The organism is Brevibacillus sp. HB1.4B (genome assembly GCF_013284285.1).
Classification (GTDB): Bacteria; Bacillota; Bacilli; order Brevibacillales; family Brevibacillaceae; genus Brevibacillus; species Brevibacillus porteri.
Genome location: NZ_JABSUT010000005.1, coordinates 45,042 through 59,265, shown reverse-complemented (window position 1 = coordinate 59,265; position 14,224 = coordinate 45,042). Strand labels below are relative to the sequence as shown.

The window sequence follows — 14,224 nt, the reverse complement described above, 5'->3', positions numbered from 1 at the left end:
TAACGCAATAATAACATATCGTCATACGTTTTTGCAATACGCTTACATTGAGACTCTACTATTCTCCGCGCCCAGTTATTTCTGCTGCCTTTTTCAATTGCTCGGCCATTTGCCGCAGCTCCTGCATGACTGCATCCAGCTCCTGTATTCGCGTTGACTGCTGCACGCTGTGATTCATCGTCTTCTCCATTTCGCCCGTTACCGTCCCGACGAGTGCATTCATTTCATCTAATAGCTGGAAAATACCTTTCGCTGAAGTAGCGGTCGTCTGGGAAAGCTGACGAATTTCCTCTGCGACCACGGAAAAGCCGCGACCAGCAGTACCTGCCCGTGCCGCTTCGAGGACGGCATTCAAGCCGAGTACATTGGAGCGCGTCGAGATATTGCGGATCAATTCGTTGATTTGGGTCGTTTCTGCAATTTTCAGCTCTAATTGACCAGCTGCATCACTCAGCGTGTGGCTAGCTTGTGCCAAATTGTCCGCGTCCTTTGCCAGACTTTCTGTATGCTGTGCGATATTTTCCAGCGCGTCCGTCAAGTTTTGAGCCAAACCGTGCAAACGATCCTCTTCATCGGTCGTCACGCCTGTCGCCAAGCAACCAACTACACGCCCGTTTTCGACAAGCGGATAACCGACTGCGATATACGGAATGCCGTAGAGCTCTTTGGAAATCTTCTTCACGACCCGCTTGCCCTCTTTTACCGCCGTCGCATTGATACTCCCCGGGCGCAATTCGTCTCCTACTCGAATCCCCAGGTTCAAGCCCTGTGCCGGATAATAGGCGAGAAACTTCTCTTTGTCGGTGACTCCTACCATACATTCAGACAAAAACGCCTTTTGTAAAATCGGTGCGACCATTAAGACGCTATTCAGCAATTGAGACATGCATGATCCTCCTACCCTTGTGATGAAAACAACGATTCCCCCCGCATTCTTCTTCACGACGCGGAGGGAACGAACTTCTTTCTCTTATTTAACGAGCTGGAATTTTCCATCCTTCACTTCAACCATGATCATGCTGTCTTCTGTCAGACCGTTATGATCATCAGCCGTGAACTTGAATTCTCCGGTTACCCCTACGTATTTCGCCTTTTCCAATACTTCGCCCAGTTTAGAGGTGTCGCCGCCTGCTTGCTTCAAGCCTTCCACGAGCAGATTCAAGCCGTCGTATCCGTATCCCGCGAAGCCGTCTGGCTGTGTATTGTAGGCAGCTTGATAACCATCCACGAATTTTTTGATGATGGCAGATTGCGGATCGTCTGCCGCTACTTGTTCAGGAATAAGCAGTTTTCCAGCTACCATCAGGACTCCCTCGCCTGCGTCTCCAATCAGTTCGAGGAATTTGCTATTCGCAGAGCCATGGCTGCTAATGATCGGAATAGTGAGGTTCAGTTGCTTGGCTTCCTTCACAATCGTAGCGGGTCCAGGATTCGTACCTGCCACAATCAGTGCCTGCGCATCCGTCCCTTTGATCTTGGTCAATTGGGAGCTCATAGACGGATCTTTTGTGCCGTACTTTTCCTCGGCTACAATCGTGATGCCGTATTCAGGCGCATATTTTTGCAATTGCGTGGTCCAGCCACTTCCATATGGATTGCTGTCATTGAGCGTAGCAATTTTCGTAATGCCTTTTTCCTTCAAATATTTGAAGATGCGCTTCGTTCCGTGTACGTCCGTGTGCGGCGTTTTGTAGATGCCTGCACGAACTGGATTGGTGATTTGGTCTGCCGCTGCCATCGAGATCAGCGGGAGCTTTTCTGCTGCGGCATACTCAGCCATCCCGAGAGACGGACCACTGCCCGAGGAACCGAGTACAGCTACGACCTTTTCTTTCGAAGCGAGCTTTTTGATTGCTTTTACTGCTTCCGTATTGTCAGACTTGTCGTCTTCAAAAATGACTTCCAACGGTCGACCCTCTACTCCGCCAGCGCCGTTGATTTCTTTTACCAACAACTCTACCGCTTGCTTCTCTGGTACGCCGAGCGGACTGTTCGGACCAGTCAGCGAGAAAATAGCGCCGACCTTGATCGGGTCCTTGCTGGCGCCACCAGTGCCCGACTCTGCCGCTGGCGTAGCGCCGCCTCCACAGGCACTCAAGAAAACGAGCGAAGCGACTGCTGCTGGAAATAGCCATTTTTTGAATGTTCGTTTTTTCATGGGTGTACCCCCTCAAATGTATGTGTCTATCTTAGTCAAACTGCTATTGGCTACACTGCCTCGTGGGAGCTTCCCAAATAAGCAGATTGCACACGCGGGTCATTGCTAATCTCGTCTGCCTTCCCTTCCAGCATGACGGTTCCTGTACTGAGTACGTAAGCCCGGTCGGAAATAGCGAGCGCTGCGCGAGCATTTTGCTCGACCAACAGCACCGTGGTGCCCCACTCCGAGCGAATCTCCTGCACAATCGTCAGGATTTCTTTGGCAATCAATGGAGCCAATCCTAGCGAAGGCTCGTCCAACAAAAGAAGCTGCGGTCGAGACAAGAGCGCTCTGCCAATGGCGAGCATCTGCTGTTGCCCCCCGGAAAGCGTTCCCCCGAGCTGCCATTTCCGCTCTGCCAAAATGGGAAAACGTTCATACACCGTCTCCATTTCTTTGGCAATTTCCTTTTTGCTCGTCTTGGGCATCCGATGCGAAGCACCCAGCCACAAATTGTCCTCTACGGTCAGCGTCGAAAAAATTTGTCTGCGCTCCGGTACATGCGCCATGCCCCGCGGTACTACCAGCTCCGCAGGAACACGTGTAATGTCCGCGTCACGAAACCAAATCTTGCCTTCCTTGTCGCCGTGCAGACCGCAAATACAGTTCAAAAGCGTCGTTTTACCTGCCCCATTTGCACCTAACAGAGAGACGATCTCGCCTTCGTTCACTTGTAAAGTAATCCCGTGCAACACTTCCACCGGACCGTAGCGAGCCGTGATGTTGTCTACTGTAAGGACTGCCTTCCCCATGTTTGTCCACCTCTTTCGCGCTTCATTCTGCACCCAGATACGCCGCAATCACTCGCGGGTTCTCCTGAATCTCACGCGGGGTTCCTTCTGCGATTTTTGATCCTTGATCCAATACAACGATGCGATCCGCAATCGTCATGATCATATCCATGTCATGCTCCACTAGTAAAATAGCCGTTCCGTTGTCACGAATCTCGCAAAACATGCGGCTCATCTCCGCCGTCTCGGTATGATTCAGACCCGCAGCAGGCTCATCCAACAAGAGCAGCCGTGGCTTGGCTACCATTGCGCGGGCAATCTCCATCAGCCGCAGTTTCCCGTATGGCAAGCTCCCAGCCAGCAAGGACGCTTCCTCTGCCAAGCCAACATTCTCTATCCACGTCTGTGCTTGCTCCTGCATCATCTTCTCTTCCTTGCGGGACTTTGCCAGATTCATGCCGCAGGAAAAGAGACTCGCGCTTGTCTTGGTATGCATGCCGACCATCACGTTTTCCAAGACGGTCATATCGTCAAAGGTTTGGAGGTTTTGAAAGGTTCGGGTGATGCCCAATCCGGCATATTCGTAGCCTTGCACACGTGTCAACGGCTGGCTGCTGAAGCGAATCTCTCCTTCCGAAGGCGGGATCACACCCGACACCATGTTGAGCACCGTGCTTTTTCCAGCGCCATTCGGACCGATCAGCGCGAGGATCTCTCCTTCTCGCACCTGAAAATCTACTTGATTCACTGCCCGCACGCCGCCAAAATCACGAGAGAGCTTTTGCACATCCAAAAGTGTTGTCATGTTGCAGCCTTCCTTTCCACCTGCTGCTTTCGTTGTGCGTCGTCAGCCATGGCCTTCGCCTTTTTCGCCTGCCCTTTTTCGAAAGCAGCCCGGATACGCGGAACCAATCCTTCTGGCATGAACATAATGATCAGCACGAGAATCGCACCGAACACAATCGTATCCACATCCCCCTGCAAGCCCGGCACCACTTCACCCAAGAGGATCAGCCCTTCACTGATAAAGCCAATCAGGATGGTCCCGATCAAAGCGCCCCAGATGCTTGTCATCCCGCCGATGACGACCATCGTCAGAAACTTGATCGACTCGTGCAGTCCGAACGGCTGCGGATCAAGAATTCCCATGTAATGGGCATACAAGCCGCCGGAAATACCAGCGAACATGCCGCTTACTACAAAGGCATTCAGCTTGAACTTGCGGACATCAATTCCCATCGAGGTCGCGGCAATTTCACTTTTGTGAATCGCCCGAAACGCTCTGCCGACTCGTGAATTCAAGAGATTAAGTGAGAAGAGCAGCACACAGGTGACGACTCCCCAAATCAGAAAGTACATGGATAGCTCGCTTCCACCGAAGAAAGTCATCTGCGGAATGCTGATCATCCCGTTTGCTCCCCCTGTGACCGACTCCCATTCCGTAATCCCGATCTGGACGATGTAGCCAAATGCGAGAGTTGCCATCGCGAGGTAGTAGCCTTGCAGCCCCGCTATCGCCCGTCCGAGGATAAAGGCGAATAACCCTGGAACAACTGCAGCGGCGATAAGACCGACAAATGGCGGCAGACCGTACTTCGTCGTCAATACAGCCGACGTATAGGCGCCTATCCCCCAAAACGAGGCTTGCCCCAGCGAAATTTGTCCAGCCAGCCCCATCACGAGGCATAGCCCGATGGTTACGATTGCTTGAAGACCGATAATAATTCCGACAGATCGATAGTATTCATCTGGCATAACGAATGGGAAAAGAATCATCAAAAACAGGTAGATTCCTATGCTTTTGCCCCACTTATCGATGATCTGCTTCATCATAGCCCTCCTTTTCCAACGCTACGTTCTCCAAAGATGCCGGATGGCTTAATCAACAGCATGCCGATCAACACCAGAAAGGCGATCGCGTCCTTCATACCCGAGCTGATGTAACCAGCTCCTAGCGACTCGACGATCCCGAGTAAAAAGGCGGCTACGGCTGCACCCAATGGATTCCCCAGTCCGCCTAGAATGGCTGCGGAAAAGCCTTTGATTCCGAGCAGCACGCCTATATCGTAGGAGGTTACGGAAAGCGGCGCGATCACGATTCCTGCAATCGCCCCTGTCGCTCCACTGATGGCAAAGGCCAGCATACTCATCTTTGTTGGGCTGATCCCCATCAAGCGAGCTGCCATTGGGTTGACCGAACAGGCGTTAATTTTTTTGCCGAGAATCGTCTTGTCCATCAAGTACCAAAGTAGAAAAAGAATGATAAGAACAGCAGCCAAAATCCAGATACTTTGTTGCGCGATCATCACGCCGCCGATCGAGATCGGCTCATTGCTCGTAATCGGTTCGAGTGCAAACGCATCTTTTCCCCAAATAAAGCTGGCAATGCCGCGAATGAGTGTCGAAATTCCTATCGTCAAAATAATCAAACTAATTGGATTAGCCTTTTTGACATAAGCGATTACGTATTTCTGCATCAAAACACCGATCAAGGTGACCAGGAGGATCGCGAGCAATGCCGCCAACCCATATGGAAGATTCATACCAATCAAGGCGACTGTGACCATTCCGCCCAGCATCAAAAATTCACCCTGTGCCAGATTAATGACCTTGCTTACGTTGTAAATCGTGATGAAACCCACCGCTACGATCGCGTAAATCCCGCCACTGACGAGGCCGTTTGCAACGTACTGCAGCAATTCCGTCATATTCGTGCTGTACCCCCTTTGTTTCGCGTCCACCAAACACACCCAAGTAAAACGCTTACATTTTAAATAATGGAAAATGAATTGAATGAAAAAGACCCTAGACTTGCTAGGGCCTTTCCTTCGCAGCTATCGCCTATGCGGATGGCGCAGCTTCATACACGGTCTCGAAGAATCGTACTGCCCCTGGATTCAATAACTGGTAGTAATTTTGGAACAACTGATCCGCCTCTTTGCCCAACCACAGCTCTGGCAACAATTCCTGCGGCAAATCAGGATCGATGAACAAGAACTTGCGGTATTGGTGGACGAGCTTTGTCTTTTCCACGAAGCAATGGCTGTCTGGAACCTCTTCCCCATTGCTGAGTTTTGCTGAAAGCTGCTCGTATTCACCTCGGTAGGCATCGATGAAGGCCTTGTATTTTTCATTGATTTCATCGATATCCCAGCATTTCTGCACGAGCTGCTTCGGATCGCTCCAGCCCATATGCTCTGCTGTAAAAATCTCGACATACTCTGTAATCTCGTGTGCTTCCGTCAGGTCCTTCACGCGATCACTGAGGTTATTCGGGCTGATCCATGTGCTGGTCGTCAGCATCCCGAAGCCCATCCAGCCCAGCTCCTTGCGCAGTTGATCACGCAGCGCTCGACGCTCCTCTGGGATGTTGTAGCTGGCAATGCACCACTTGCCGTCCCACACATCTGTCTCGACCTTATAAATACGTGCCGCTGCTTCTTCCAGCCGCTTTTTGCCGCGCTCGGATACCGAGTAGAAGCTGCGGTTCCCTACTTTTCGCGATTCCAGCCAGCCTTGGCGAAGCATCCGGGAGATTGCTGCACGAACAGCCGGCTCCGACAGTCCGAATTCCCCCATCAGCTTGGTCAGACTACCAATCCAGATTTCGCTTCCATAATGGCGGACGTATTCCCCGTAAATTGTAAAAAGCATGGATTGTGGCTTCACGTTTCTTCTACCCCCAAATCGATTCATACCTATATGCTGTGTGAAATTGTACCATATTCTGTAGGAAGTGCGTGAATCGATCGAGAGTATATGACGATAAAATCGTATAACGTAATTTAAACGTAATTATAGTAAAACATTTTAAAAGAGTCAATTTATTCTGTCATATTTATGATTTCCCATTTACTTCCTGGTTGATCTCTTCTTGCAAGGCCTCAAATCGGTGCTTGATCTCGTCCTTTTTGAAGATGGCTTGGACGAACGTACCGAGTCCTACACGATTACGCGTAGTGTCCGCCGTAACCTCGCACACTACGCGTTTTTCGGTAACCTGCACGCAGGTAGCCCGGAACGTGACCGCTTGACCAATCACTGCTGGGCCGACATGCTTGATGTCTACAGCAAATCCCGAGCCCTCTTCATCAGCTTCCAGGTACGGTAAAATGACACGTCTTCCCGCCCATTCCATGTAATAAATCATGCTGACTGTCGACATCACGGGATGCACGACTTGGCCTTCAAAAACAGGCAGCATGTCCTTTGTCACTGTCACAGTAAATTCTTCCGTCGTACCTGGCTGCAGTCTATCTATCAAGAGTACCTGCCTCCCTATCTACCCAAGCTACACACGCTCGATAATCGTCGCAATTCCCTGTCCAACTCCAATGCACATCGCAGCCAGCCCGTAATGAGCATCACGACGCTCCATTTCATTCAGAAGAGTAGTAAGGATGCGCGCTCCGCTACACCCGAGAGGATGGCCCAAAGCAATTGCTCCGCCATTTACGTTGACCAGATCAGGGTTGACCCCCAGCTCACGTACGCTCGCCACTGCCTGCGCCGCAAAAGCCTCGTTGAATTCGAACAGATCAATCTGCGTAAGCGACAAGCCTGCCTGCTTCAGTACTTTGCGAGTAGCAGGTACAGGCCCAATTCCCATTACGGAAGGATCGACCCCTGCCACAGCGGATGCGACGATTCTTGCACGAGGCTTCAAGCCGGCTGCAAGAGCCGCTTCCTGTTCCATGATAAGCAGAGCGCAGGCTCCATCGTTTAGACCGCTGGAGTTTCCTGCTGTGACGCTGCCATCTGCTTGGAATGCTGGTTTCAGCTTTTGGAGCTGTTCGATGGTCGTCTCTGGACGTGCATGCTCATCGTGCTCAAACAGCGTAACCTCGCCTTTGCGCCCTTTCAGCTCAACGGGAACGATCTCCGCATCCCACTTTCCTTCTGCTAAGGCACGTGCGTAATTTTGCTGACTGCGCAAAGCAAACTCATCCTGCGCTTCACGGCTAATGCCATATTGCTCCGCTACCTTCTCCGCTGTTTCCCCCAAGCTGATCGGCGGATACATCTCTTTCATTTTTTCGTTAACCAATCGCCAGCCCAATGTCGTATCGACCAACTGCTGATTGCCGCGCTGAAAAGCTGTGCCTGGCTTCATTATCACCAGCGGAGAGCGTGTCATGCTCTCTGTCCCGCCCGCGATATAGACATGACCTGCTCCGGCTTTGATTGCATTCGCGCTTTGGTTCACAGCCTCCAGACCTGAGCCGCACAGACGGTTCACTGTCACTCCCGGCACTTCGACAGGTAGCCCCGCCAACAGAAGTGACATACGCGCGACATTGCGGTTATCTTCCCCAGCCTGATTGGCACAACCCATGATGACATCATCAATCGTCTTCGGATCGATCGAGTTTCGTTCCAGTAGCTTTTGAATCACCAATGCGCCCAGGTCATCCGGGCGCACATCCTTCAACGCACCACCAATACGGCCGATTGGCGTGCGCACAGCATCTATGATGACAGGTGTACTCATTCTTCCACTCCTCCCATGCACAAGGGCTTTGTTTCTATAGCACTTCTACTAACGTGGCCAATCCTTGACCGCCGCCTATACACAAAGAAACGATTCCGTATTTCTTTTGGCGACGTCTCAGCTCGAAAAGTATCGTACCTGCCAGTCGGGCACCGCTCATTCCGAGTGGATGACCCAACGCGATTGCTCCACCGTTTACATTCGTTTTCAAAGGGTCCAGTCCCAGTTCGCGCATGCAGGCGAGTGACTGGGAAGCAAAAGCTTCATTTAACTCAAATAGATCAATTTGATCTACGGTCATGTTCGTTTCTGCTAACAGCTTGCGGATCGCAGCGACCGGACCAATGCCCATAATGCGCGGATCTACACCAGCACTGACAAAATGAACAATGCGCCCCAAAGGAGCGATGCCTGTCTTTAACAGCATTTCTTCATTCATCAGCAGCAAGGCCGCTGCGCCATCGTTGATACCGGAGGAGTTGCCTGCTGTGACGCTACCATCTTTTCGGAAGGCAGGTCGCAATTTGGACAATGACTCCACACTAGAATCCCTTCTTGGGAATTCATCCGTATCAAACAGCGCTTCTTCCCCTTTTTTCCCAGTTAACGTGATGGGAATGATCTCATCGCGAAACAGACCTGCCTCTATAGCGTTGATAGCCCGAGACTGGCTCTCTGCTGCAAAACGATCCTGATCCTCGCGACTGATACCAAATTGCTCCGCCACGTTTTCCGCTGTATCTCCCATGGTCAGATCGCCATAAAGCGAGACAGGAGCAGAACGAGGTCCGCCAAAGGACTCGATCAGCATCTGTCCCCCACGTTGATACGGCTGCTCGAATTTTTCCATGATGTACGGTGAACGAGTCAAATTTTCTACACCACCAGCCAGCATGACCTGACTATGTCCTGCCTGGATGGACTGCGCAGCCAAATTGACTGCCTCTAGCCCGGATGCACACACCCGATTCACTGTCAGTCCAGGTATGGTGTCAGGTAGCCCTGCTTTCAACAAACCAACGCGCGCAATGTTAATAAACGGCCCGGCCGATATGACGTTACCCATGATGACCCCATCAACAATCTCACCGGATTGTCCTGCCTTCGCAAGCGCTCCATTCAAGACAATGGCTGTCAGGTCGTCGATGGGGGTGTTCTTCAGACTTCCGCCCAGCTTGCCGATTGGTGTACGTACTGCTGTTGCTATGTACACCTTCTTGGTAGTCAAGCTCATGCCTCTACACCTACTTTTTCTTCGTACGTGTAAAAGCCTTGCCCACTGCGTACGCCGACACGCCCTGCCAGAACCAGCTTGCGTAATAGCGGCGCTGTGCGATAACGCTCCTCGGCCAGGTCGCGCTGCAAGCCTCTCGATATCGCAAAAATCTCATCCAACCCGATACGATCTGCCCATTCGAGAGGGCCGTATGGGTAGTTGGTTCCTTTTTTCATCGCGATATCGATATCGGTAGCGGTTGCTGCTTTTTCCATCAGCGTAAAGGTAGCCTCGTTGATAATGAGTGTTAAAATGCGTGGGAACACGAGACCTACCTCGTCATTTACGGTCTCCGTTGCTTTCCCGAGTGATTGAAAGAAGCCTTCCGTTGCTTGAATCGTATCCAGCTCCGTTTGCAGGGCAGGGGCAATCTCGATCAGCTCCCGTTCAACCAAGGGCACGAGCGTTCCAAATCCGCAAACGCGTTCAGGATGCTGTGTCCATGACGCTACCTCTGTCGCTGTAATCGCGAGCGAAGTTGTGATAATCGGTACGTTTGGTGGCAATAGGTCATCCAGCTCGCGTACCTGCCTCTTTTTCGCCTGCAAATCGACGCTATTTACTTCCACAGCCAATTCAATCAGCTCAGGTTCAGCCATCGCTTCTGCAAGCGTAAGCACCTGGTAACCTCTTTCCACCATCAAATGATTCAACTCTGCGTACAGCGGGCTTGTGCCCACGAGCAATACAGCCTTATTGGTTGTAATCATAGAAGCCTTCCCCCGTCTTTCTGCCCAAGCTGCCGGATTGAACCATTTGTTGCTGAATCCGGCTAGGCTTAAATCGTCCTTCATGGAAGAAGTCGGTATAGATCGATTTGGTGGTGGCAAAATTGATGTCGATGCCGATCATGTCTTGCAACTCAAACGGTCCCATTTTGAATCCGCCAGCCAGCTTCATAATGCGGTCAATCTGTTCCACACCTGCCACATGATCGCCCATGATACGCAATGCTTCATTATAGTAAGGCCGCGCGATTCGATTGACGATAAAGCCTGGGGTGTCCGTCACCAGGACAGGCACCTTGCCCAACTCTTGCGCAAATCGATACGCCACCACCACATTTTCCTCACTCGATTTTTTTCCACGAATAACCTCAACCAAGGGCATGACGGGTGCCGGATTGAAAAAATGAAATCCGAGAATGCGCTCGGGATGCGAAAGCCCTCCTGCAATCTCCGTAATCGAGATGGAGGAAGTATTCGTTAGTAAAAGGGCATCCTCTCTGCAAATCACAGAAAGCTGGCTGAAAATGCTTTTTTTCAAATCAAGACGCTCTGGCACCGCTTCGATGACGATATCGCAGTCTGCCAATTCCTCTATTTCCGATACGAGATGGACCAGCTCTAGCGTCTCTGCCATTTCTTGTTCACTGATTTTGCTTTTCTCCACGTCTTTTGTCAGGATCGATTCCAAATAGACAAGCGCTTTGTCCAGCACCGCCTGATTTGCATCCAGCAGCATGACCTGATGTCCTTTGCGAGCACAAACGAGAGCGATCCCCGCTCCCATCGTTCCCGCCCCGATGACGCCTACTGTTTTTATACTCACTCGGGCTTGCCTCCCTTCGCCTCTAACGGCCTGTAAAACGAGGCGCACGCTTTTCCATGAAAGCGGTGACCCCTTCCTTATGATCCACTGTGCTGCCAGCCGCCTCTTGTGCAAAAGCTTCATATTCCAAGGTCTCTTCCAACCCCATCTCAAGCCCTTTGTACATCGTGCGCTTGATTAAACCGATCCCCTTCGTCGGCAGTGACGCCAGCTTGCGCGCATACGCCAACGCATCCTCTATGAAGCTCTCCGCAGGGTACACCTGATTGACCAATCCAATTCGCATTGCTTCCTCAGCAGATACTTTTTCCCCTGTCATCGCCAGCTCCAACGCCTTGCCGATCCCGACGATGCGTGGCAAGAAATAGCAGCCTCCTGAATCAGGAACGAGCCCGATGTTGACAAAAGCATTGACGAAGGATGCCTTTTCCGATGCCAGGCGAATATCGCACGCTAGCGCAACACTCATGCCTGCACCTGCTGCTACACCGTTTACTGCTGCAATGATCGGCTTCTCTGTTTTTTGAAACTGAAGGATCATTGGATTATAGCGATCCCGCAAGAAACCACCGTAATCCACATCTCCCCCTCCAGAAACGTCACTGAGATCCTGACCGGCATTGAACGCCCGCCCTGCCCCGGTAAGAACGATGCAGCGCACATCCGCATCCTTCTGCGCTTGCTTCAATGCATCGGTGATTTCCTTGTTCATGACGGCTGTAAACGCATTGAATTTGTCCGGACGGTTCAAGGTCACTACTGCTACGCCTTCTGACACTTCATAAAGAATCGTTTCGTACATGGCCGCCTCCTAATTTCCCGTAAAACGGGGTTTGCGCTTCTCCAGAAAAGCTTGCATGCCTTCTTTTCGATCTTCGCTTGCCAAAAGAAGATAAAAGCTGTTTCGCTCGTAATCCATCCCCTCTTGAAGAGGGAGATCACCAGCTTTGTACACGGCTTTTTTGATTACCTGTACTGCGAGCGGCGGCTGCTGGGCGATTTGCTTCGCCAGCTTGAGCGCTTCCTGGTAATACGCCTCCACTGGTACTACCCGATTGACCAATCCGTATTTCAACGCTTCTTTGGCCGAAATCGGTTCACCTGTGAGCAGCATCTCCAATGCTTTTCGCTCACCTACCGCACGCGTCAGACGCTGTGTACCACCAGCCCCAGGCATGACTCCAAGCTTGATTTCCGGTTGACCAATGACAGCTGTCTCCGAAGCGATCACGATATCGCAGTTCATCATTAATTCACAGCCACCACCGAGCACAAAGCCGCTGACGGCACCAATAATCGGCTTGGAGATAAGCGAGATGCGATCCCAAACCGCGAACTGATTGCGCTTCATGATGTCGATGGCTGATGCTTCCGCCATTTCATTAATGTCGGCACCCGCTGCGAACGCCCTCGCGTTGCCAGTCAGGATGATCACCCGAATATCCGGGTCGCGGTCCATTTGCTCCAGCTGTTCAACCAATTCGTCGACGAGCTGCAAATTCAGTGCGTTTAGAATCTTCGGTCGATTCAACGTAATGATACCGACACCATCTTCACTGGCTACGCTAATATATTCATAGGCCATGAACTGTCACACCCTTTTTTTACAGGAGCTGGTTTAAATAGCTGCCTGTGATTTGTTCCGGTTATCCACGACACGAATCGCTTTTCCTTCGCTGCGCGTCAAAGAATTCGGCGGTTGCACCCGCAGCACCACGGACACACCCAACGTATTTTTGATCTGATGGCAAATTTCTTTCACCAATGGCGAGAGAGCAGAGCTGTCATTTCCACTGATCTCATTTGCATATGCTGGTGTCAGCTCACAGTGCACCTCAAAACGGTCGAGGGCACCGTCGCGTTCAATGACGACCTGGTAGTGTGGAGCCAATTGGTGGAACGTAAGCAAAACGGACTCGATCTCTGTCGGGAACACATTGACCCCGCGAATAATGAGCATGTCATCTACACGCCCTTTGATGCGCGACATACGCATGGTTGTCCGTCCGCACTTACAGGGCTCAGTATTGAGGGAAGCGATATCACCCGTACGGTAGCGCACAACCGGGAATGCTTCTTTCGTCAGTGACGTGAATACGAGCTCGCCTTCTTGTCCATATGGGAGCACTTCTCCAGTGCTCGGATCGATAATTTCTGCGTAGAAATGGTCTTCTGCGATATGCAGGCCATCCTGCCCTTCATGACATTCAATGGAAACACCTGGCCCCATCACTTCGCTCAGCCCGTAAATGTCCACCGCTTTAATGTCGAGCTCATGCTCCAGTTGTACGCGCATTTCTTCCGACCACGGCTCTGCACCAAAAATCCCGTATTTGACACTCGTCTCACGCGGATCGATTCCTTGCTTTTTCATCTCTTCCACGATGTTGAGGACATAGGATGGCGTTGCTGCAATGCCACGTGGCTTGAAGTCCTCGATCAACGTAATTTGACGGGAGGTATTGCCACCGGATACTGGCACTGCAACTGCGCCCATGTGCTCGATGCCGTTGTGCAGACCCAATCCGCCTGTAAAAAGGCCGTAGCCATACGCGTTATGGAAAATGTCTCCCGGCTCACCACCCGCACAGCAAATGGCGCGCGCCACGATCTCCGCCCAATTCTCCAGGTCTTTTTTGGTGTAGCCGACAACAGTCGGTTTTCCTTTTGTCCCGGATGAACCGTGAATGCGTGCTACTTCCTTCATTTCGACTGCAAACAGATTGAATGGATAATTTTCTCGCAAATCTGTCTTTTTCATAAATGGGAGCTTCTGTATGTCTTCGATCGATTGGATATCTTCTGGTTTCACACCAGCTTCATTGAATGCCTTGGTGTGGAAAGAGACGCGCTCATATACGCGTTTGACCGTTTCTTTCAAGCGTGCCAGTTGCAGTTCCGTCATTTTCTCTCTTGGTAGCGTTTCCATTTCTGTATTAAAGATCATGTCGCTTCCCTCATCCCCTTGCGTTATG

General features: G+C 51.3%; 15 protein-coding genes. All 15 read right to left on the bottom strand.

Annotated features, from left to right (window positions below; all coding sequences use genetic code 11):
- Positions 1 to 58: 58 nt before the first annotated feature.
- Complete coding sequence (locus HP398_RS13635) at positions 59 to 886, bottom strand: methyl-accepting chemotaxis protein (protein WP_173622852.1); 828 nt, start codon at positions 884 to 886, stop codon at positions 59 to 61.
- A gap of 84 nt (positions 887 to 970) precedes the next feature.
- The gene (locus tag HP398_RS13630; protein WP_069849014.1) at positions 971 to 2,158 is read right to left on the bottom strand and encodes an ABC transporter substrate-binding protein; all 1,188 of its coding nucleotides are present in this window, start codon (positions 2,156 to 2,158) and stop codon (positions 971 to 973) included.
- Between the two features lie 50 nt (positions 2,159 to 2,208).
- On the bottom strand, positions 2,209 to 2,952 hold the full coding sequence (locus tag HP398_RS13625) for an ABC transporter ATP-binding protein (protein ID WP_017251564.1): 744 nt from the start codon (positions 2,950 to 2,952) through the stop codon (positions 2,209 to 2,211).
- A 22-nt stretch (positions 2,953 to 2,974) separates the two neighbouring features.
- Positions 2,975 to 3,736, bottom strand: coding sequence for an ABC transporter ATP-binding protein (locus tag HP398_RS13620; protein WP_173622851.1), 762 nt, complete (start codon positions 3,734 to 3,736; stop codon positions 2,975 to 2,977).
- Positions 3,733 to 4,761: a branched-chain amino acid ABC transporter permease gene (locus HP398_RS13615; protein WP_017251566.1), complete on the bottom strand. Its 1,029-nt coding sequence runs from the start codon at positions 4,759 to 4,761 to the stop codon at positions 3,733 to 3,735. The genes HP398_RS13620 and HP398_RS13615 overlap by 4 nt, the downstream gene beginning before the upstream one ends.
- Positions 4,761 to 5,639: a branched-chain amino acid ABC transporter permease gene (locus tag HP398_RS13610; protein WP_017251567.1), complete on the bottom strand. Its 879-nt coding sequence runs from the start codon at positions 5,637 to 5,639 to the stop codon at positions 4,761 to 4,763. Before HP398_RS13610 ends, HP398_RS13615 begins: the two co-directional genes overlap by 1 nt.
- A 133-nt stretch (positions 5,640 to 5,772) precedes the next feature.
- Positions 5,773 to 6,600 (bottom strand): phenylacetic acid degradation operon negative regulatory protein PaaX, encoded by an 828-nt coding sequence (gene paaX / locus HP398_RS13605; RefSeq protein WP_173622850.1) that lies wholly within the window; start codon positions 6,598 to 6,600, stop codon positions 5,773 to 5,775.
- Positions 6,601 to 6,769: 169 nt separating this feature from the next.
- Positions 6,770 to 7,195 (bottom strand): thioesterase family protein, encoded by a 426-nt coding sequence (locus tag HP398_RS13600; RefSeq protein WP_017251569.1) that lies wholly within the window; start codon positions 7,193 to 7,195, stop codon positions 6,770 to 6,772.
- A gap of 27 nt (positions 7,196 to 7,222) precedes the next feature.
- A complete protein-coding gene (locus tag HP398_RS13595; protein WP_173622849.1) occupies positions 7,223 to 8,422 on the bottom strand; it encodes a thiolase family protein in 1,200 nt (399 codons plus the stop codon).
- 34 nt (positions 8,423 to 8,456) lie between these two features.
- A complete protein-coding gene (locus HP398_RS13590; RefSeq protein WP_173622848.1) occupies positions 8,457 to 9,656 on the bottom strand; it encodes a thiolase family protein in 1,200 nt (399 codons plus the stop codon).
- Positions 9,653 to 10,408, bottom strand: coding sequence for a 3-hydroxyacyl-CoA dehydrogenase family protein (locus HP398_RS13585; RefSeq protein ID WP_069849028.1), 756 nt, complete (start codon positions 10,406 to 10,408; stop codon positions 9,653 to 9,655). The genes HP398_RS13590 and HP398_RS13585 overlap by 4 nt, the downstream gene beginning before the upstream one ends.
- Positions 10,392 to 11,249, bottom strand: a complete 858-nt coding sequence (locus HP398_RS13580; protein WP_173622847.1) for a 3-hydroxyacyl-CoA dehydrogenase family protein — start codon at positions 11,247 to 11,249, stop codon at positions 10,392 to 10,394. Before HP398_RS13580 ends, HP398_RS13585 begins: the two co-directional genes overlap by 17 nt.
- A 22-nt stretch (positions 11,250 to 11,271) precedes the next feature.
- Complete coding sequence (locus tag HP398_RS13575) at positions 11,272 to 12,051, bottom strand: enoyl-CoA hydratase-related protein (protein ID WP_173622846.1); 780 nt, start codon at positions 12,049 to 12,051, stop codon at positions 11,272 to 11,274.
- 9 nt (positions 12,052 to 12,060) lie between these two features.
- Positions 12,061 to 12,834, bottom strand: a complete 774-nt coding sequence (locus HP398_RS13570) for an enoyl-CoA hydratase-related protein (RefSeq protein WP_173622845.1) — start codon at positions 12,832 to 12,834, stop codon at positions 12,061 to 12,063.
- 33 nt (positions 12,835 to 12,867) lie between these two features.
- A complete protein-coding gene (locus HP398_RS13565) occupies positions 12,868 to 14,196 on the bottom strand; it encodes a phenylacetate--CoA ligase family protein (RefSeq protein ID WP_173622844.1) in 1,329 nt (442 codons plus the stop codon).
- Positions 14,197 to 14,224: the final 28 nt, after the last annotated feature.